Genomic DNA, 17,782 nt, shown 5'->3' with positions numbered 1-17,782 from the left:
TTTGTGGCGGACAGGTTTCGCGAACTGGAGAGACCGCAGGCAGGGCGGCCGAAGGACATCGTGCTGATGGCCACGGTCTCCAGCTTCGAGAGCCTGCGTTTTCCCTCGCGCTCGGACCTGCACCAGTTCGGTGAGCTCTTCGAGCCGCTCTACAACGCCTCCACCGAGGAAGCCCGCCGGCAGGCCGTCGCCGCGCTCTCGCGCTGCCCGCAGGTGCCGGACGAAACCGCCCTCTTCATCGCCACCCAGCCGATCGGCATCGCCGCCATCTTTCTCATGGGCTCGAAGGCCATTGCCGAGCATACGCTGATGCATGTGCTGCGCGCCGCCGGCCCGGAGCATGCCCGCGCCATCGGCCGGCGGGACGACCTCTCGCCCGCCATGGTCGAGGCGCTGGTCGCAAGCCATCAGGACCATGCCAGCCGCAGGGCCGGCGAGGATCGCGAGGCGTCGCTGAAGGAAGCGGCAAGGCTGGAGCGGGAAGAACAGATCCGCGAGGAGTTGCGCGCCCTGGTGCGCGCCGCAACGCCCGCCGTCGAAGCGCCCCCCGGGCTCGAACCGGCAACGGAGGCCCACCAGGCGCTGTTCGTGCGGTTTGCCCGCGCGGGCGAGGCCGGCATGCTGGCCGTCACGCTCGCCGACGCGCTCAGTTCCAGCCAGTGGCTGTCCGAGCGCATCCTTCTCGATGTGTCCGGGCGGCAGCTCGCCGAGACGCTGCTGGCGCTCGACGTGCCGGATACGGACAGCCTGTTCGTGCTGACGAAGATCTATCCCCATCTGGCCGAAGGGGGCGCTGCGGCGCTGATTTCGGCGCTAGACCCGGCCGAGGCGATCGACCGTGTCGAAAGCTGGCAGCGGGCGGACAGCTACACGAATGGCAATGGCCTGCCGAAGGCGGCCAACGGCGACGACGCGAAGTCGAATGGGCAGGATAACCACGACAGGTCCTCCGAAGCCGCACGGCACCGCGCCGCCGGCTGATCGTTTCTATTAGAAAATCCGGCGCCTGGCCGGTACGCGAATCGTCGCGCCTTCGGTGCGCTCGGCCGAGAGCGCGGCGAGCGTGGTCACGACGAACATTCCCGAAATCAGCAGTGCAAGAGCGGGCAGCACGATGAACATGGCGTTTCTCCGAGGGTTCGACGCAGGCCGATGCCTGCGTGCCTCCCTTTTGCCATGCCGGACGCCGCCGTGATGTTCCCGCGGGAACAGGGTCTCAGAAGAGGAAATCGCCCTTGTCGAGCGCGCGGAGCGTGACATGCTCCAGCGTCAGCATGTCGTTGCCGGCGCGGATCACCACGTCGTCGCCGCGTTGAACGGCATGGTTCGCCATGAGGTCGGCAAAGCCGGTAATGTCGGCATGGCCGGAAAGGTCGACCCGGTCCGTGCCCGGCGTGAAATCCGCCACCGTGTCGCGCCCGGAGCCCTTGGCGAACAGGAAGACATCCGCCCCGCTGCCGCCGATCAGCCTGTCATTGCCCTTGCCGCCGTCGAGAATGTCGTTGCCGCCGCCGCCCGAGAGCGTGTTGCCGCCGCTGTTGCCGATGAGCACGTTGGCGAGCTCGTTGCCCGTGCCGCTCATGCCGGCCTTGCCGAGCAGGACCAGCTTTTCGAGATTCGCACCGAGCGTATAGCTGACCGTGGACTGCACCGTGTCGGTGCCGCCGCCCGCCTTCTCGACAAGCTTCAGGCGGGCATCGCCGACGATATAGGTATCGTTCCCCTTGCCGCCCGCCACGGTGCCGGTCACCTTGCCGCCGCGCGTGTCGAACGTGTCGTTGCCCGCGCCGAGATCGACATTGCCGCGGATCGTGCCGTTGTTGGTGACGATCTCGCTGCCGCTGCCGCCCTTCAGCGCCAGGCCCTCCGCCTTCAGCGAGCCGTTGTTGGAAAAGGTGTTGAGCCCCTTGCCGAGCAGCGCCACCGCGATGCCCTTCGTCGCCGTTATGGCGCCGTTGTTCGTCACCGTCGCGCCGGCCCCGTCGCTGAGGATGCCGGCAGCCCCCTTCAGCGTGCCGTTGTTCGTCACCTGCGCCTGGGCGCCGCCGATATCGATAGCCTCGCCGGTCGTCGCGGTGATCGTCTTGTGATTGGCGAAATTGACCTTCGCCCCGTCGAGCCGCACGCCGTCCTTCGCCGCGGTGATCGTGCCGTTGTTGGCCATCACCGCGCCGCCGCCGGTGATCACGACGCCCTCGTCGGCACGCGAGACGATCTTGCCGTTGTTGGTGACGATGGCGCCGGCACCGGTCACGGTCAGCCCGTCGCGCTGCGCATCCACCGTGCCGCTGTTGGTCACGATCGCCGCCCGGCCGGCGCTCCTGATGCCGTCATCGGCCGTCGACTGGATCATGCCGTAATTGGTGATGATCGCCTTGGCGCCCGATACCGTGACGGCATCGCCCGCGCTCTTCACCGTGCCGTGGTTCGTCACCAGCGCGTCGCCGCCAGTCACCTTGAGCCCCGTCCCGCCGGAGGACAGCACCGAGCCGCGGTTGGTGATGTTGGCGCCCGCGCCGCTGAAATTGCCGGCCGCCGCATCGCCCGAAAGCGTGCCCTGGTTGGAGAGGACCAGCCCGCCGCCGCTGGCGGAAAGGCCGGTCAGCGCGGCGGAGATCACCCCGTCCGGCTTGATCGCGACCGTTCCCGCATTGCTGCCGAGCGTGCCCGCGCCGAGCACGACCGCATTTCCGGCCGAAGACCGGATCGTCCCGTCGACGACAAGCGTGCGGCCGGCAATGGCCCCGCCCGCATCGACGGCAAGGCCCGTCGTGGCGATGGAAATGCCGGGCGCGACGATCCACTGGCTGTCCGCCTCGCGGGCGACGAGCGTCGATGCCCGGTCCGTGAGAATGTCGTATTTGCTCATGTCTTTCCGGCGTCCATCATCGACGTTGCCACATTCCGGAGCATTTCCGCTTCACGTCGAACGGCAGAATGCCCATATCCCTGTTTCCCCGCGACGCCCGACGCGGGCCGCCACGCCTTGCCGCCGGATTGGCTATGGTGCCTTTCCGGCAGAAATCCGTTCCGGCCGGATCGATGCTGCGGGTTTCGGTCGGCAGGGTTAACGCCGGAAGAACCCGTCGTCCTTCGGTTCGGCCGCGGCGAAGTCGATGAGATCGCCAAGATCGTCCGTCTCGATCGACACCACCCAGAGGTCGCCATCGAAACGCCGCTCCCGGGCGAGCGCATCGGCCACCGCCTCCGCCCTTGCCCGCTCCAGCCGCGTCTCGAAGCGCCTGAGCCCGCTCTCCTCCGCCTCGAAGACACTCTGCGGCGCCGGCGCATGGAGGCTTTCCGACCCGTCGCGGAACACCTGCCGCACGAACACCGCCCCCGCCTCCTCCGCGCCCTTCACCTCGACGGCCGCAAAATCGCCGCGGGCGAAGACGCGGCGCATCAGGGCGGACACGAAGATATCGGAACGAAGGCGCATGGCGGCGGCATACACGGCGCGGCGCGATCGGGCAATGGCGAAGCTTGGCGACCCCCTCATCCCGCTGCCGCGACCTTCTCCCCGCAAGCGGGGCGAAGGAAGATGGTGAACCGGTTTCCCCAAACAACGACCGTGATGGACCCGGGAAAACACTGCATCCTCCCCTTCTCCCCGCAAGCGGGGAGAAGGTCGCGGCAGCGGGATGAGGGGCGGCGCCGCCGTCACCGCGGCCAGGCCCCCCGCCTCACACCCGGATCGCCAGCCGCAGCCCGCCCCAGTGGCGGCCGTTGACGGTGATGGGGGCGGAGATGTCCTTCATCAGCACGAACTGGCCGCCGCCCATGTCCCGGCGATAGGTCTGCACGAGGAAGGGTTCGGTGCTGCGCCCGGCGGCCAGCCCCACCCGGTCGTCGAAGATCCGGCGGTTGCGGCAGTTGGCGGTGTTCCAGGCCGGATCGCCCGGCCGCTGCGGCTCGGAGAATTTGCGGTTGTGCGTCGGCAGGTAGCCCTGGTCGTCGATCGCCGCGCAGAAGGCGATGCGCGCGTCCGCGGCCAGTACCGGCTCCTGGATCGCCGGCAGCACGCGGTCGGTGAAATCGGTGAAGCGCGTCGTCATCTGCACCGGATCGGTGCCCGGGATCGGCCGGTACTGCCGGTCGAACAGCGCCTCCATGCCCATCTCGCCGCTGCCGACGGCCGCCGAGAAGCGCGCTGAGACCTCGCCGGCCAGCTGCTGCACGAGGCGGATATAGGGGCTGTCCGGCGTCTCGATCCCCGCGCTCGCCGTCGCCTGGATGATGCGCTCGGAAATGGCCACCACCTCGCCGACCTTGCCGGAAGCGCCCTGCAGCACCTCGTTCGAGCGGATGATCTCCGCCGAGGCCGCGCCGATCGCGCGCGCGAAGTCGCTGCATTCCCGGTCCACCGCGCCCGTCGTCGCGGCAAGCGCCGAGGCGCTGTCGAGGATCTTCGACATCACCTGCTCGACGCCGGCAAACGAGCCCTGCACCGCCGAGGCCGTCGCCTTGACGCCCTCGGCGGAGACGCGCGCGCCCTCGCCCGCCGCCTCCAGCCGGTCGATACGGGCGCGCAGCGCCTGCAGCGTCTTCTGGATGGAGGCCGTCGTGCTGGAGGTCTCGAGCGACAGCGCCCGCACCTCCGCCGCCACCACCGCGAAGCCCTTGCCCGCCTCGCCGGCACGCGCCGCCTCGATGGCGGCGTTCAGCGCCAGGAGGTTCGTCTGCCGGGCGATGGTGCCGATGGCGTCGGCCAGCCGGCCGACATCGGCGAGCGCCCCGGAAAAGGCCGAGATTTCCGTGCCGATCTCGTTGGAGGCCGTCACCATGTGGTCGATCGCGGCAATCGAACCGTCGAGCTGCACCGCCTGCTCGCCGAGCACCTGGCGGGCGCTCGCGGCCAGCTGGTCCGTCTCGCCGAGCGCGCGGGCGATGTCGCCGTTGGCGCTGGCGATCGCGGTCGCCGACCGGGTCAGCCGGGTGAAGAGCGCCGCGTGCTCGCGCGACTGGGCGGCCGTGTCCTGGATGGAGCCGGCGATGTCGACGAGATGGAGGCCGAGATCCGACGCCTCGACGGCCAGCGACCCGACGACCCGGCGCAACGCCGCGCCATCGGCCGGCGCCCGCCCCTCGTCCTCTTCCCGGGTATGCGCAGTCTCACGCAAGGCAGCGTTGGACATGGTTCATCGATCCTCCAGATGATCGAAGGATCATCCGGCAGACATGGTTAACGCATCCTTTAGAAACAACCGGTAGATGTGCCAGTTGCGGCATACGACTTTCGTCGCATGGACGGCGCGCCTCAGAGCGCGCCGATGTCCTTCAGCTTGGCGAGCACCTGCTCGTTCGGCTCGCCCGTGACCGGCAGGCGATAGTGCTTTTCGAAATGGCGGATCGCCGTGCGGGTCTTCTCGCCGATCAGCCCGTCCACGGCGATATCCGTATAGGCGATGTTGCTGAGGCCCTTCTGGATCTTCATCACCAGTTCGCTCGGCACCGGCCGCGCGACGGCGGAGGTCACGGCCGGATCGGCCTCGGCCTGCAGGATGGCGGCGGCGACCGGGTCCTCCTCGATGGTCGCCTGCGTCCTGGCCGGCTTGCCCTCGATGACCTTGGCCACCTCGTCGAAGGGCCGCTCGGCCGGCGTCACGTCGGTGACCTCGGGCAGGGGCTCGCCCTCCTCCATGCGCTCGATGACGAAGGTCGTCACGTCATGCGGCTCGGGCTTCGTGGCGGTGAAGCCGAGGGAATTGTCGGCCGAGCGCATCTTCAGGAAGGGCGCCGGGTGGCCGCCCGGCTGGTACCACAGCGCATTGGCGGCGACGAAGGAGAAGACCACGACGAAGGCGCAGGTGCCGCCGAGCGCGGTCGGATGGCGCGCGGCAAGGCGGCCGAGCGCCATCAGCCCGGCGATCACGATATTCGGCCGGCGCGGCTCCACGCGGGTGCCGGACCGGCCCTTGCGGGCCTGGCCCTGGGGCCGCCGCTCAGGCTGTCTTCTGACGTGCGCGTTCATCGTTCGTGTCCTTGCCATCCTGCGACGGCTCGTAAACGGTCTCGACCATGGCCGCAAGGCGCGGCGGGAATTCGACGGTGGATGCGGCGTTGGGCGCGCAGCCGGGCCGCAGCTCGCTGTCCGGCGTGACGCCGGAGCCGTCCGCCGGCACGCGCACGGTGATGACCGTGCCCTCGCCCGGCCGGCTCTGGATGACGAAGCTGCCGCCATGCAGCGCCACGAGCCCTTTGACCAGCGACAGGCCGAGGCCGGTGCCCTCGTATTTGCGGGTATATTCGTTCTGCACCTGCATGAAGGGCTGGCCGATCAGCGCCAGCTTGTCGGCGGGAATGCCGATGCCGGTGTCGCTGACGGTCAGGACGAGGTCCCGCCCCTCGCGCGCCGCATCGATGGTGACGATGCCGCCGCGGTCGGTGAACTTGATCGCATTGCCGACGAGGTTGATGAGCACCTGCTGGATCGCCCGCTGGTCGGCGATGGCCTCGCCGATGGCGCGCGGCACGCGGCTCGTCAGCTTGATGCCCTTCTCGCGCGCCTGGAGGCCGAGCATCTGCTCGCAGGCCCGGACGCTGTCGGCGACGGGGAACGGCTCGGTCAGGAGCTCGTAGCGGCCGGCCTCGATCTTCGAGACGTCGAGCATCGTGTTGACGACCGACAGGAGATGCGAGCCCGACTGGTGGATCAGCGTGACATATTCGCGCTGCCGGTCGTTCTCCAGCCTGCCGAAATATTCGCCGGCGAGGATGTCGGAAAAGCCGAGGATGGCGTTCAGCGGCGTGCGCAACTCGTGGCTGACGGCGGCCAGGAACCGCGTCTTGGCGTCGTTGGCCGATTCGGCCTCGGCCGCCTTGCGCGCGCTCTCGCCGCGCAGCTTCGCCTCGTCGGACATGTCGCGCGACTGGGCGACCACGGCGGCAAGCGCGCCGTCCGGGCCGGCAAGCGCCGTCATCTCCACGCGCATATGGGTAAACTGCTCGGCATCGGCCTCGGTGCGCGGGCGGTCGATGCGGATCTCCACGGTCTCGCGCGTGCCGCCCTGGCGCAGGCGGTCGATCGCGGCAAGGAAGCCGAGCCGGTCGGACACATGGATCTGGTCGAGATAGCCGCGGCCGGCGGGATCGCGCATCCAGGCGAGCATGTCGGCGCGGTCGCGGCCATGCACGGCGGTGACGAAGCCGCGCGCATCGTGCAGCGTCACGAGGCCGGCGAAGAGATCGTAGGGCGAGGCGGCCGGCGGGGTTGCGGCGGCCAGCTCCTCGGCGAAGGTCTTCTGCGGCGCGGGCCTCGCCTCGAGGGTGGAGGAGGCCGCGGCCGCCAGCAGCGCGCCGGCGCCGGCAAGCGCCACGCCGGCCGGCAGCGCGGCGGAGGCGGGCATGACGGCGGAAAGGACGAGCGGCAGGCCGGGAACGGCCGCCAGCAGCGCCAGCGTGGTGGCGCGCAGGGATGCGGACGGGCGCTGATCGGCAGCGGACGCGCCAGCAACGCCAGCAACGGCGCCCAGGCGGGCTGCCATTCTGTCAGCGATGGTGGTCAATTGGCGCAACGCGATACCCTGCCATTTATCTTCTTTTGGTGCGCCCAAAATCGCATCGGCGACTTAAGGAAAGAATAAACGGCGGGTGCGGAAAGCGGGGCAAAAAGGCCCAAAAGTCCCATTTCGGGGCAATCCAACGGCCATTCGTCCGGCGTGGTTAACGGGGCGTAAGCGCCTCATTTTGCGGCATTTTTCTGTTCATATTAACTTCTGGGGCAAAGGGCCGGAAGAGACGCTCCCGGCATTCCGGCGCCTTGCCGCGGCGCGGCCCGCCACGATCCTTAACGGCGATCGCTAAAATCTGCCTCAAATGCGTTTAAAGTGCCGCCGGAGGGCCGATAGGTCGCATTTTAATCAAAACTGGGCAAAACCCGAATGATTCCTGCAAAGGGGAATTTCCTTCCCGCCCCTATTCTCGCATCAACGGTTCGCCAAGGACCAAACGAGCCGAAGGCCGCAAAGAGCCGAGGCGACAACGAGGATGGCAAGCGATGTGGTTTCTGATCAAGGGAACGTTCTGGTTCTCACTGGTTCTCGTCCTGCTCCCCTTCCTGGACGCGGAATCCTCCGCCAAGCTGGAGAAGGGCCCGGCGGTCGAGATCGGCGACACGTTCACCGCCGCCAGTGAAGCGCTGCATTACGTCACCGCCATGTGCCTGGAAAAGCCCGACGTCTGCGAGAAGGGCGCGGAGACCTTCGTCGCCCTCGGCCACCGGGCCCGCGAAGGCGCCCGCATCGCCTACCAGTTCCTCGACACCCAGTTCGCCGAAGAGGGCACCGCCGTCGCCAATGCCGATCCGGCCGCCAAGGAAGCGCTCGACCAGCCGCTTCCGGCCGTCGCCACGATCGATGCCGACGACGAGGTCATCACCGGCACCGTCGCCATCCCGACCCGCCGCCCCGACCACAAGGGCTGAGACCGCCCCCGATTTTCTGCCTGCCTCACTCGTTGCCCTGCAACCGCCGCATGGACCCGTTCCCTGCGGCGTTTCTTTTTGCCCGCACGCTTTGCGGTTCAAATTCCGGCCGGCCTCGCCTATATGAAGGCAGTCCCCGCACACGGAAGAACCATGGCCACGCTGCAAGAGATCATCGACGACTTCGCCTTCCTCGACGAGTGGGAGGACCGCTACCGCTACGTCATCGAGCTCGGCAAGGCGCTGCCGGACCTGCCGGAGGAACAGCGCACGGCCGCCAACAAGGTACAGGGCTGCGCCAGCCAGGTCTGGCTCGTCAGCAAGGCCGGCGCGGGCGCCGATCCGGTAATGACCTTCGAGGGCGATTCGGACGCGCATATCGTGCGCGGCCTCGTCGCCATCGTGCTCGCCATCTATTCCGGCAAGCGCGCCTCCGAGATCGCCGCCCTCGACGCCATCGACACCTTCAACGCCATCGGCCTCGTCGAGCACCTCTCCTCCCAGCGCGCCAACGGCCTGCGCTCGATGGTGCGCCGCATACGGGAAGAGGCGGCGGTGCGGGTGGCGGCGTAGGCGGCCGGCAGTTTCGCCTGAACGGCCTCAGCATCGTTGCCTCCCGATCTCCCTTGTCGACCGGGCCATTAACACCCCCCTCTGGCCTGCCGGCCATCTCCCCCTCAAGGGGGGAGATCCGCAAGACGTGCAAACCTAGCTTAATCAGCACCGTTGAAGAGAGGCGAAGCGCCGCTCCATCCAATCTCCCCCCTTGAGGGGGAGATGGCCGGCAGGCCAGAGGGGGGTGATGCAACACGCTGCTTCGCCCCTGCATAGGCAATTGTCCCGCCCCTCTAGGAAGACCGAACCCCGGCAAAGCCGCATTCCCGCCATCAACCTGCCTGTAAGGCTCGCCCCCTCACCCCGCCCATTCCGGCCGATAGCCCTCCGCGCCCCAGGCATGGGCCTGCCGGCCGGCCGGGACCGGCGGGGCATAGTGGCGGGCGAGCGCCATCAGGGCAGCGCGCAGCATCAGCTTGGCCGAGCGGGCGGGCCATTGCCGCTCGCGCTCCACCGTCTCCAGCCCCTTCATGAAGCAGCAGACATCGAGCGCGACGCCCGACAGTTCCGGCCCGATCGCCGTGATGGCCCGCGCCACGCGCAGGCGGGCGGCAAGCGCGGTGTCGGTAAGCTCGCGCGCCGCGCCCGCCTCGCCCTTCTGGCGGCCGGCGATGCGCGGCTCCCAGGACATGGTCAAGCGCGGCTGCAGGCCGCCGCGGGTGAAATCCGCATGCAGCCGCTCGCCGGCGGCAAGGGCGGTGTCCGGCAGGAAGGCCTCGCCCGTCTTCTCCTTCAGCCGGGTCAGGCTCGCCAGCGGCGATTCCAGCCGGTTGGCGAGCGCCCGCTCCCGCGCCCCGTCGCGCAGCACCGTCACCTCGGCAAGGTCCCGGTGCTGGTCGGCGAAGGGCGTCTCTGCCGTGCAGAGCCTGCGCTTCAGATGGGCCCGCGCCTCCGCCGTCGCAAAGAGCCGGTCGCCCTCGCGCCTGACGAGCCCGCGGCGCAGCGCCGCGGCGAGAAGCGCCGGGCCAAGCGGCTGCCGGCGCCCGTCGGCCGCAAGCGCCGCCTCCCCGGCTACCCTCGCCTCGCCGGCCGCCAGCAGGAGGCGCAGGACCTTCGCAAGCGCCGCATCGTTCGTCGTGTCCCCGCCCTCACCCATGGCTGCCGATCCCCGCCGGGCCGAAGACCGAGAGCACGACACGCTCGATCGCCGAGACGAAGGCGTCGAAGGCGGCATCGTCGCGGCGGTCCTCCACCACGTTGCAGGCATGGCCGACCGTCGTGCGGTCGCGCCCGAAGGCGGCGCCGATATCGGACTGCGACAGGCGCAGCACGACATGGCAGACATACATGGCGATCTGGCGCACATGGCAGGTGGTGCGCCGGCCGTCGCGCCGCCAGAGCGGCCGCTCGCCCGCCATCGCCGTCATTTCCAGCACCAGCTGGCGCACGATGCGGCAGGCGGTGCCGGCCGGCACGACCGGCACCGGCGGCGCCGCCCCACCCGGCACGGCCCCCTTGGTTTCCGGCGCCGGACCGGGGCAGGACGGGGTTTCGAGCGACGACCGCCGGTGGGGAACGATGAACTGGTGCATGACTGGCCACTCCGTTGATAGGAATTTATTCATACACCCTAGAGGATGAGTGGGGACGAATGAAGCGCATCGCCGCAACCTTTCCTTGAATTTCTTCATAAATTTATGACGAACATCCCCATATAGGTTTTTATTCCTTAATCCCTTGCTGATATGCGCCCGAACCGCCGGCACGCAAAAGGCCGGCCCCTTGCGGGACCGGCCTTCGAAATGCAAGCGGAATGCGGGGCTTACTTGCCCTTGCGGCGCTGGCCGAGGCCCATTTCCTTGGCGAGGCGCGAGCGGGCTTCCGCATAGGCGGGCGCGACCATCGGATAGTCGGCCGGCAGGTCCCACTTCTCGCGGTATTCCTCCGGGGTCATGCCGTAATGGGTCATCAGGTGGCGCTTCAGCGACTTGAACTTCTGGCCGTCTTCCAGGCAGATGATGTAGTCGTTCTGCACGGATTTCTTCACCGGCACCGGCGGCTTCGGCTTTTCGGCGACGACGGGGGCCTCGACGGCGGCGGCAGGCTGCGTCGTGTTGTTGAGCGCGGCATGCACGTCGGCGATCAGGCCCGGCAGCTCCGCGACGGGAACGACGTGATTGCCCACATAGGCGGCGACGATATCGGCGGTCAATTCCACAAGCAGATTGGAGCCGGCGGCAGGGTTTGTTTCGGTCATTTCTTTCTCCTGTCGGACAACACGCAGGTCGATGGCCCTACCCATCGACCTGGACAATGAATTCGGCGTAAAGCGTCCTTGTCGGGTGATCCTGTGGCAGAATAATGCTCGCCCGTCGAAATGCAGACATTTTCGTCAATATAACTTCCACTATAGCGGCCGCCGTGTCATGCGCCAGCTCCTGCCGGCATATACCTCATGGGCATAGATACGGCTCGAACTCAACTTAAACAGGAAAACCGCATACAAGCCTATTCAACCCGGATGCTTTACTTCGTCTGAAATACCATTCCACAATTCATTGTCCAGTATTATTTTGTGAAGACAAAACGGAAGCTTTCAATAGAAAAGGCAAGCCACTAAAAGTTAGTGGATACTACAATTTCTGAGGACTGGGCGTTCAACCCTTTATCAACGCTTCTTGTTGCCGCGTTCGCGCGCATCGCGCATCTCGTCAAGCACAGTATGGCGCGAGAGGCGATAGCCGGCCTCGTGGGCCGCCCTGGCGACGAGATGGGCGGCGATCGGCGCCGTCAGCACGAAGAAGACGAAGCCGGCGAGCGCCCGCGTGAAGATCGCCGCATCGAGCGAATGGAAGCCGGCGGCAAAGAGCATGAGGCCGGAGCCGACCGTGCCGGCCTTCGAGGCGGCGTGCATGCGGGTATAGACATCCGGCAGGCGCACGATGCCGAGGGCCGCCAGGAAGGTGAAGATGCCGCCGGCGACCAGCATGATGGCGACGACGACCGCGAGAACGAGATCCAGCATCAGCGCCGCCTCCTTGCCTTGGCCGTTTTGCCCTGCCGCACGCCCTTGCGGACGGGGCTTTCGCCGCCTGCCGCCGGTTCGTCCGCCTCCATGCCCTGGCGCAGCACGAAACGCGCGAAGGCGACGGTGGCGAGGAAGCCGACGAGGCCGAGCGCGATGGCGATGTCGATATAGAGGTTGAAGCCGGTCCTGATGGCGAGGACGGCGATGAAGCCGATGGCGATGGCCACCAGCATGTCGAGCGCGACGATGCGGTCCGGCAGCGTCGGCCCCTTGACGACCCGGTAGGCCGTCAGGAAGAAGGCCGCGCACATCAGGAAGAGCGCGATCGTGGCGGCGGCGGAGATGACGGTTTCGGCATCCATCAGCGGAAAGCCTCCAGGATCTTCTTCTCAAAACCACCGGCGATGTCCCGCCGCGCGCCGACGGGATCGGAGCAGTCGAGCGCGTGCACGTAGAGCACCTTGCGGTCGGCGGAGACGTCGACGGAGAGCGTGCCCGGCGTCAGCGTGATGAGATTGGCGAGCAGCGTAATCTCGAAATCCCGGTCGACCGTCAGCGGAAAGGCGAAGATGCCGGGCTTCAGCGCCATTTTCGGGCTCGCCACCAGCACCGCCACCTTCCAGGCGGAGAGCGCCAGTTCCTTGATGAACAGCAGGAGGAGCGACAGCACCTTCAGCGGCCGGATGCGCCTTCCGTCCGGGCGGATGTGATCGCGGATCAGCGCGAGCGACAGGGCGCCCGCGACGATGCCGAGCAAGAGGTTGGGGATGGTGAAGCTGCCGGAGACGGCAAGCCAGGCGAGCGCGAACAGGGCGACGGTGAAGGCGGGCCGCATGTCAGTTGCCTCCCGGAAAGACGGAGCCGACATAGGCCCGCGGATCGGCCAGCCCCTGCGCGGCGAGCTGGATGGTCGAGAGCAGCGCATCCGGAAAGAGGCCGAAGACCACCGTCAGCACGGTGAGCACGGCAAGCGGCAGCAGCGCGCTTGCCGGAATGGCCTCTGCCGCAAGGGCCCCGTCCGCCGGGCGCCAGTAGGCCAAGAGAAACACCCGGCCGACCGCGATGGTCGTCAGGAAGCCGCTGAGGAAGACCACCGCCGCCAGCCACCAGGCGCCGATATCCATGGCCGCCTTGGCCACCATGACCTTCGGCCAGAAGCCGGAGAACGGCGGCAGGCCGGAGACGGCGAAGAACAGCACCAGCGACAGCGCGGAGAACAGCGCCGAGCGCGTATAAAGTCCGCCGAGGCGGGAAAGATCGAACGTGCCGGAAAGCCGCCCGGCAAGCCCCGCCGCCATGTAGAGCCCCGTCATCACGACCATGGAATGCAGCGCATAGAAGATCGCCCCGCCGGTGCCGCCCGGGCTGCCGAGCGACAGGCCGGCCAGCATGATGCCGATGCCCGAGATGACGAGATAGCCGAGCAGCCGGCGGATGTCGTTCTGCCCGAGCGCGCCGAGCGCGCCGAGGAGCATGGTGGCGGCGCCGGTGAGCGCGATGACGAAGCTAAGTTCCTCCCGCTCGACGGGAAAGAGCATGATCAGCGTGCGCAGCAGCGCATAGATGCCGACCTTGGTGAGGAGGCCCGCGAACAGCGCGGACACCACGATGCGCGGCGTGTGGTAGGAGGCCGGCAGCCAGAAATTCACCGGGAAGGCCGCGGCCTTCATGCCGAAGGCGGTGAGGTAGAGCATGGCGAGCGTCATCAGCGGCAGCTCGGCGCGGCCCGCCGCCGCCTTCGTGGCGATGTCGGCCATGTTGAGCGTGCCGAAGATGCCGTAGAGATAGCCGGTCGTGATCAGGAACAGCGTCGTGGCGATGAGGTTCAGGAAGGCATACTTGATCGCGCCGTCGATCTGCCGCGGCTCCGAGCCGAGCGTGATCAGGCCGAAGGACGAGATCAGCAGCACCTCGAACCAGACATAGAGGTTGAAGATGTCGCCCGTCAGGAAGGCGCCGGAAACGCCGGCCATCAGCAGCAGCAGGAACGGATAGAAGCCGTAGCGCCGGCCGCTGCCGTCGATATCGGTGAGCGCGTGCACGGCGCCGGCAAGCGCCACGACGGCGCCCGCAAGGGCGAAGAGCACGCCGGTCAGGTCCGCCGTGAACGCGATGCCGAAGGGCGGCAGCCAGCGGCCCATGACCATCATCACGGGACCGTTTTCCGCAACATGGGCAAGCAGCAGCGCATCGAGCAGCACCAGCACGGCCAGCGCGGGGACCGCGAGGAAGCCCTGCAGGTGCAGCGACTTGCGGGCCATCAGGAGCACCGCGCCGGCCAGGATGCACCAGGCGGGCGGCAGCACGACCAGCCAGTCGGCGGGGGCGACCGGGGTCATGACGAGGGCTGCGGAAAGATCGGTCGGCGTTACGGCCATTGGCGGGTCGGTTCCTGTCAGTAGCCGGTCGGCGGAAGGGGATCGTTCTCCGGTTCGGCCAGGCGCATCTCGTTGCCGTTGTCGGTGCCGAGGTCCTGGTAGGCGCGGTAGACGAGCACCAGCAGGAAGGCGAAGAAGGAGAAGGAAATGACGATCGCCGTCAGGATGAGCGCCTGCGGCAGCGGATTGGCGGTGAGCGCCTTCGGCACGTCATGGCCGGCCGGGATGATCGGCGGCACCTCGCGCAGGATGCGGCCATTGGTGAAGATGAGGAGGTTCACCGCATTGCCGAGCAGCACGACGCCGAGCAGCACGCGCACCAGGAACTTCGACAGCATCAGATAGACGGCCGCGGAAAAGAACAGGCCGATGAGGAGGACGAAGGGTACTTCCATCAGGCGTCCTCCTCCGCTTCCAGCGCCAGGGCGATCGAGGTGATCGCGCCCACCACCACGAGATAGACGCCGGTATCGAACAGCATGACGCTGGAAAGCGGGATCTCGACGCCGAGGATGACCGGATAGACCCAGAGCCCCGTCATGAAGGGCACGGCGAAAAAGATCGACATCAGGCCGGCGATCGCCGCGATGAAGAGCCCGAAGGCCGAGATCGCCATCGGATGGAACCACAGCGCCCTGCGCACGGCGGCAATGCCGTTGGCGATGCCGTAGATCGCGAAGGCCGAGACGGCGATCAGCCCGCCGATGAACCCGCCGCCCGGCTCGTTGTGGCCGCGCAGCAGCACGAAGAGTGAGAACAGCACCATGAGCGCGGTAAGGAACGGGGCGACGGTGCGGAAGATGAGCGTGGTCATGGGCGCCGGCCTTTCGCTGGGACGTGCGGGGACACCCCCCTCTGCCCTGCCGGACATCTCCCCCACAGGGGGGGAGATTGGATGGAGCGAAGTTTCGCCCGTCTGCGGCGTTGCTGATCGAGCAAGGTTCTGGCCTCCTGCCGATCTCCCCCCTTGTGGGGGAGATGCCCGGCAGGGCAGAGGGGGGTAATGGCATTGCTCTGCCTCTGAGGACGGCGACCAAAGACCCTGCCCATCACGCCCTCCCCTTGCGGATGCGGATGATCGACAGGATCGCCAGGCCCGTCACCATGACGACGGCGATCTCGCCCAGCGTGTCCGTGCCGCGGAAATCGACGATGATGACGTTCACGACATTGGCGCCATGCGCGATCGTCTTGGAATAGAGGTTGAAGAAATCGGTGAGCGCCGTGTCGAACCGGCCCTGCGTGACCTTCAGGAGGTAGAGCGAGAAGCCGAGGCCGCAGGCGATGGCGATGACCGCGTCCGGGATCTTCTCGCGCAAGGGGCGGTGGTCGCGCGGCGTCAGCTTCAGCCGCGTCATGACGAGGGCGAGGATGACGACCGACAGCGTCTCGATCATGAACTGCGTGAAGGCGAGGTCCGGCGCGCCGAACAGCAGGAAGAGCAATGCGACGCAGAAGCCCTGGATGCCGAGCGCGACGATGGCCGTCAGGCGATTGCGCGCCGTCAGCACCGCGCCGATGCCGAGGACCGCGAGCGCCATGACCGCCAGTTCGTGGAACGGCATGTCGGCCGGCCAGACCGGCAGGCGCGGCCATTCGCCATAGACGGCGGGCGGCACGAGCAGCGCCAGCGCGATCACCGCGAAGGTCGCCGTCATGTAGATTTCCATGCGGCCGGGCTGGACGAGGCGGGTGATCGCCGCGGCGGCGCGTACGAGGCCCGTCATCACCTGGTCGAAGCCACGGTCCGGTCCCCAGCCGATATCCTCGACCAGCCGGTTCGCCGCCGCGCGCGCCTTGTCGATGAAGAGGAAGACGGCGATGCCGAAGACAATGGTGACGACGGACAGCGCCAGCGCGAGGCCGAGATGCGGCACGGCCGAAATGGTGACCGTCTGCGGCTTGCCGGCAATGGCGGAGGCGAGCGGCGACGTCAGCAGGGCATGGGCGGCGGCGGAGAAGAGGCCGATGACAAGCCCCTTGACGGCGAGCAGCACGGGGCCGATCCACAGGAGGGCCGGCCCCTCATGCGCATGCTTCGGCGTCTTGACCGGCGCGCCGAGGAACGGTTTCAGCGCCACCGCGAAGGCGACGGCGAACATCAGCCCGTTGCCGACGACGGCCGCGGCGGTGAACGCGACGGCGCGCAGGCTGCCGCCGGCAAGCGCCGCATAGATCTCCTCCTTGGCGAGGAAGCCGAAGAAGGGCGGCAGGCCGGCCATGGAGAGCGAGGCGAGCAGCGCGGCAAGGAAGGTGACGGGCATCGCCCGCCTGAGCCCGCCGAGCCGGGTGATGTCGCGCGTGCCCGTCTCGTGGTCGATGAGGCCGGCGACCATGAAGAGCGCGCCCTTGAAGAGCGAGTGGGCGACGAGATAGAGCGCGGCGGCGGCCACTGCATGCTGCGAGCCGAAGCCGGTCAGCATCACGAGAAGGCCGAGCGAGGCGACCGTCGTATAGGCGAGCATCAGCTTCAGGTCGCTCTGGCGGATGGCGAGCACCGCGCCGACGATGAGCGTCAGCCCGCCGAAGGCCGGCAGGATCGTCTCCCAGGCGGGCGTGTCGCCCATCACGGGGTTTAGCCGCATCAGGAGGTAGACGCCGGCCTTCACCATGGTGGCCGAATGGAGATAGGCCGAGACGGGCGTCGGCGCCTCCATGGCGTTCGGCAGCCAGAAATGGAACGGGAACTGCGCCGACTTGGTGAAGGCGCCGCCGAGGATGAGGAAGAGCAGCGGCAGGTAGAACGGGCTTGCCCGCACCTCCGCGCCGAAGGACATCAGAAGCGACAGCTGCGTGACGTCGGTGACGTTCCACAGCAGCAGCAGCCCCGCCAGAAGGAAGAGCCCGCCGCCGCCGGTGACGACCAGCGCCTGCAGCGCGGCGCGGCGCGCGGCCTCCCGCGCATGGTCGAAGCCGATCAGCAGGAAGGAGGTGATCGAGGTCAGCTCCCAGAAGACGAAGAGCATCAGGAAGCTGTCGGAGGCGACGAGGCCGAGCATCGCGCCCATGAACATCAGGATGAAGGAGAAGAACCGCCCCTGGTGCGGGTGGCCCTTCAGGTAGCCGCCGGCATAGAGCACGATCAGCGTGCCGATGCCGGAGATCAAGAGCAGGAAGGCGAGCGACAGGCCGTCGATCAGCCAGGAGAAGCTGACATTGTAGGACGGCACCCAGGCATAGCCGCCCGTGACGATCTCGCCGCGCGCGACCTCCGCATTGAAGCCGAGGAAATGCAGGAAGATCGCCGCCGGCACCAGCGCCAGAGGCCAGGCGGCATTGTGCCCGAGGATCCGCGTGAGCGCGGGCGCGACCAGCGCGCCGAGAAACGGCAGACAGAAGGCAAGGAAGGTCAAGCCCATCGTGTCTGGTAGCATCCCCTCTCCCTCATGCGCGGGCTTT

General features: G+C 67.7%; 19 protein-coding genes. 3 read left to right on the top strand and 16 right to left on the bottom strand.

What is annotated here, in order from left to right; genetic code table 11:
* Positions 1–3: 3 nt before the first annotated feature.
* Positions 4–981 (top strand): hypothetical protein, encoded by a 978-nt coding sequence (locus MUU56_RS24775; RefSeq protein ID WP_244769946.1) that lies wholly within the window; start codon positions 4–6, stop codon positions 979–981.
* A 9-nt stretch (positions 982–990) separates the two neighbouring features.
* On the opposite strand, the gene MUU56_RS32750 is transcribed toward MUU56_RS24775, so the two are convergent.
* From MUU56_RS32750 to MUU56_RS24750, 6 genes are all read right to left on the bottom strand, one after another.
* Entirely contained in the window at positions 991–1,122 is a 132-nt protein-coding gene (locus MUU56_RS32750; RefSeq protein WP_263194620.1) for a hypothetical protein, read from the bottom strand.
* Between the two features lie 94 nt (positions 1,123–1,216).
* Positions 1,217–2,869: a beta strand repeat-containing protein gene (locus MUU56_RS24770; RefSeq protein WP_244769945.1), complete on the bottom strand. Its 1,653-nt coding sequence runs from the start codon at positions 2,867–2,869 to the stop codon at positions 1,217–1,219.
* A gap of 198 nt (positions 2,870–3,067) precedes the next feature.
* Positions 3,068–3,439, bottom strand: coding sequence for a DUF1491 family protein (locus MUU56_RS24765; protein ID WP_244769944.1), 372 nt, complete (start codon positions 3,437–3,439; stop codon positions 3,068–3,070).
* Between the two features lie 244 nt (positions 3,440–3,683).
* A complete protein-coding gene (locus MUU56_RS24760) occupies positions 3,684–5,135 on the bottom strand; it encodes a methyl-accepting chemotaxis protein (RefSeq protein WP_244769943.1) in 1,452 nt (483 codons plus the stop codon).
* A gap of 122 nt (positions 5,136–5,257) precedes the next feature.
* Entirely contained in the window at positions 5,258–5,971 is a 714-nt protein-coding gene (locus MUU56_RS24755; protein WP_244769942.1) for a peptidoglycan-binding domain-containing protein, read from the bottom strand.
* A complete protein-coding gene (locus tag MUU56_RS24750) occupies positions 5,943–7,484 on the bottom strand; it encodes a sensor histidine kinase (RefSeq protein WP_244769941.1) in 1,542 nt (513 codons plus the stop codon). The genes MUU56_RS24755 and MUU56_RS24750 overlap by 29 nt, the downstream gene beginning before the upstream one ends.
* Before the next feature lie 512 nt (positions 7,485–7,996).
* On the opposite strand from MUU56_RS24750, the gene MUU56_RS24745 reads away from it, so the two are divergent.
* A complete protein-coding gene (locus MUU56_RS24745; RefSeq protein ID WP_244769940.1) occupies positions 7,997–8,422 on the top strand; it encodes a DUF5330 domain-containing protein in 426 nt (141 codons plus the stop codon).
* A 153-nt stretch (positions 8,423–8,575) separates the two neighbouring features.
* Positions 8,576–8,995 carry a SufE family protein gene (locus tag MUU56_RS24740; RefSeq protein WP_244769939.1) on the top strand — a complete coding sequence of 140 codons (420 nt, stop codon included), beginning with the start codon at positions 8,576–8,578 and terminating at the stop codon, positions 8,993–8,995.
* Positions 8,996–9,335: 340 nt separating this feature from the next.
* Here the strand turns inward: MUU56_RS24740 and MUU56_RS24735 are convergent, their stop codons facing one another.
* From MUU56_RS24735 to MUU56_RS24690, 10 genes are all read right to left on the bottom strand, one after another.
* Complete coding sequence (locus MUU56_RS24735; RefSeq protein ID WP_244769938.1) at positions 9,336–10,133, bottom strand: DUF6456 domain-containing protein; 798 nt, start codon at positions 10,131–10,133, stop codon at positions 9,336–9,338.
* Complete coding sequence (locus tag MUU56_RS24730; RefSeq protein WP_244769937.1) at positions 10,126–10,569, bottom strand: helix-turn-helix domain-containing protein; 444 nt, start codon at positions 10,567–10,569, stop codon at positions 10,126–10,128. The genes MUU56_RS24735 and MUU56_RS24730 overlap by 8 nt, the downstream gene beginning before the upstream one ends.
* A gap of 230 nt (positions 10,570–10,799) precedes the next feature.
* Complete coding sequence (locus MUU56_RS24725) at positions 10,800–11,234, bottom strand: Ros/MucR family transcriptional regulator (protein WP_244769936.1); 435 nt, start codon at positions 11,232–11,234, stop codon at positions 10,800–10,802.
* Between the two features lie 411 nt (positions 11,235–11,645).
* Complete coding sequence (gene mnhG, locus MUU56_RS24720; protein WP_244769935.1) at positions 11,646–12,002, bottom strand: monovalent cation/H(+) antiporter subunit G; 357 nt, start codon at positions 12,000–12,002, stop codon at positions 11,646–11,648.
* Entirely contained in the window at positions 12,002–12,367 is a 366-nt protein-coding gene (locus MUU56_RS24715; protein WP_244769934.1) for a cation:proton antiporter, read from the bottom strand. The genes mnhG and MUU56_RS24715 overlap by 1 nt, the downstream gene beginning before the upstream one ends.
* Positions 12,367–12,840 (bottom strand): Na+/H+ antiporter subunit E, encoded by a 474-nt coding sequence (locus MUU56_RS24710; protein WP_244769933.1) that lies wholly within the window; start codon positions 12,838–12,840, stop codon positions 12,367–12,369. Before MUU56_RS24710 ends, MUU56_RS24715 begins: the two co-directional genes overlap by 1 nt.
* A gap of 1 nt (position 12,841) precedes the next feature.
* The gene (locus MUU56_RS24705) at positions 12,842–14,383 is read right to left on the bottom strand and encodes a Na+/H+ antiporter subunit D (protein ID WP_244769932.1); all 1,542 of its coding nucleotides are present in this window, start codon (positions 14,381–14,383) and stop codon (positions 12,842–12,844) included.
* A 17-nt stretch (positions 14,384–14,400) separates the two neighbouring features.
* Positions 14,401–14,778: a Na+/H+ antiporter subunit C gene (locus MUU56_RS24700; protein WP_244769931.1), complete on the bottom strand. Its 378-nt coding sequence runs from the start codon at positions 14,776–14,778 to the stop codon at positions 14,401–14,403.
* On the bottom strand, positions 14,778–15,197 hold the full coding sequence (locus MUU56_RS24695; protein ID WP_244769930.1) for a Na(+)/H(+) antiporter subunit B: 420 nt from the start codon (positions 15,195–15,197) through the stop codon (positions 14,778–14,780). Before MUU56_RS24695 ends, MUU56_RS24700 begins: the two co-directional genes overlap by 1 nt.
* A gap of 235 nt (positions 15,198–15,432) precedes the next feature.
* Positions 15,433–17,757: a putative monovalent cation/H+ antiporter subunit A gene (locus MUU56_RS24690; protein WP_244769929.1), complete on the bottom strand. Its 2,325-nt coding sequence runs from the start codon at positions 17,755–17,757 to the stop codon at positions 15,433–15,435.
* Positions 17,758–17,782: the final 25 nt, after the last annotated feature.

Source organism: Shinella yambaruensis (assembly GCF_022899355.1).
GTDB classification, from domain to species: Bacteria; Pseudomonadota; Alphaproteobacteria; order Rhizobiales; family Rhizobiaceae; genus Shinella; species Shinella yambaruensis.
This window is presented reverse-complemented; position numbering and strand designations above follow the sequence as displayed.

Bases quoted from the DNA above. Each gene is read 5' to 3' on its own strand.
- MUU56_RS24740 (WP_244769939.1), top strand. From the start codon at position 8,576: ATGGCCACGCTGCAAGAGATCATCGACGACTTCGCCTTCCTCGACGAG.
- MUU56_RS24735 (WP_244769938.1), bottom strand. From the start codon at position 10,133: ATGGGTGAGGGCGGGGACACGACGAACGATGCGGCGCTTGCGAAGGTC.
- mnhG (WP_244769935.1), bottom strand. From the start codon at position 12,002: ATGCTGGATCTCGTTCTCGCGGTCGTCGTCGCCATCATGCTGGTCGCC.
- MUU56_RS24770 (WP_244769945.1), bottom strand. From the start codon at position 2,869: ATGAGCAAATACGACATTCTCACGGACCGGGCATCGACGCTCGTCGCC.
- MUU56_RS24700 (WP_244769931.1), bottom strand. From the start codon at position 14,778: ATGGAAGTACCCTTCGTCCTCCTCATCGGCCTGTTCTTTTCCGCGGCC.
- MUU56_RS24725 (WP_244769936.1), bottom strand. From the start codon at position 11,234: ATGACCGAAACAAACCCTGCCGCCGGCTCCAATCTGCTTGTGGAATTG.
- MUU56_RS24715 (WP_244769934.1), bottom strand. From the start codon at position 12,367: ATGGATGCCGAAACCGTCATCTCCGCCGCCGCCACGATCGCGCTCTTC.
- MUU56_RS24690 (WP_244769929.1), bottom strand. From the start codon at position 17,757: ATGCTACCAGACACGATGGGCTTGACCTTCCTTGCCTTCTGTCTGCCG.
- MUU56_RS24730 (WP_244769937.1), bottom strand. From the start codon at position 10,569: ATGCACCAGTTCATCGTTCCCCACCGGCGGTCGTCGCTCGAAACCCCG.
- MUU56_RS24760 (WP_244769943.1), bottom strand. From the start codon at position 5,135: ATGTCCAACGCTGCCTTGCGTGAGACTGCGCATACCCGGGAAGAGGAC.
- MUU56_RS24765 (WP_244769944.1), bottom strand. From the start codon at position 3,439: ATGCGCCTTCGTTCCGATATCTTCGTGTCCGCCCTGATGCGCCGCGTC.
- MUU56_RS24710 (WP_244769933.1), bottom strand. From the start codon at position 12,840: ATGCGGCCCGCCTTCACCGTCGCCCTGTTCGCGCTCGCCTGGCTTGCC.
- MUU56_RS24695 (WP_244769930.1), bottom strand. From the start codon at position 15,197: ATGACCACGCTCATCTTCCGCACCGTCGCCCCGTTCCTTACCGCGCTC.
- MUU56_RS32750 (WP_263194620.1), bottom strand. From the start codon at position 1,122: ATGTTCATCGTGCTGCCCGCTCTTGCACTGCTGATTTCGGGAATGTTC.
- MUU56_RS24755 (WP_244769942.1), bottom strand. From the start codon at position 5,971: ATGAACGCGCACGTCAGAAGACAGCCTGAGCGGCGGCCCCAGGGCCAG.
- MUU56_RS24750 (WP_244769941.1), bottom strand. From the start codon at position 7,484: ATGGCAGCCCGCCTGGGCGCCGTTGCTGGCGTTGCTGGCGCGTCCGCT.
- MUU56_RS24705 (WP_244769932.1), bottom strand. From the start codon at position 14,383: ATGGCCGTAACGCCGACCGATCTTTCCGCAGCCCTCGTCATGACCCCG.
- MUU56_RS24745 (WP_244769940.1), top strand. From the start codon at position 7,997: ATGTGGTTTCTGATCAAGGGAACGTTCTGGTTCTCACTGGTTCTCGTC.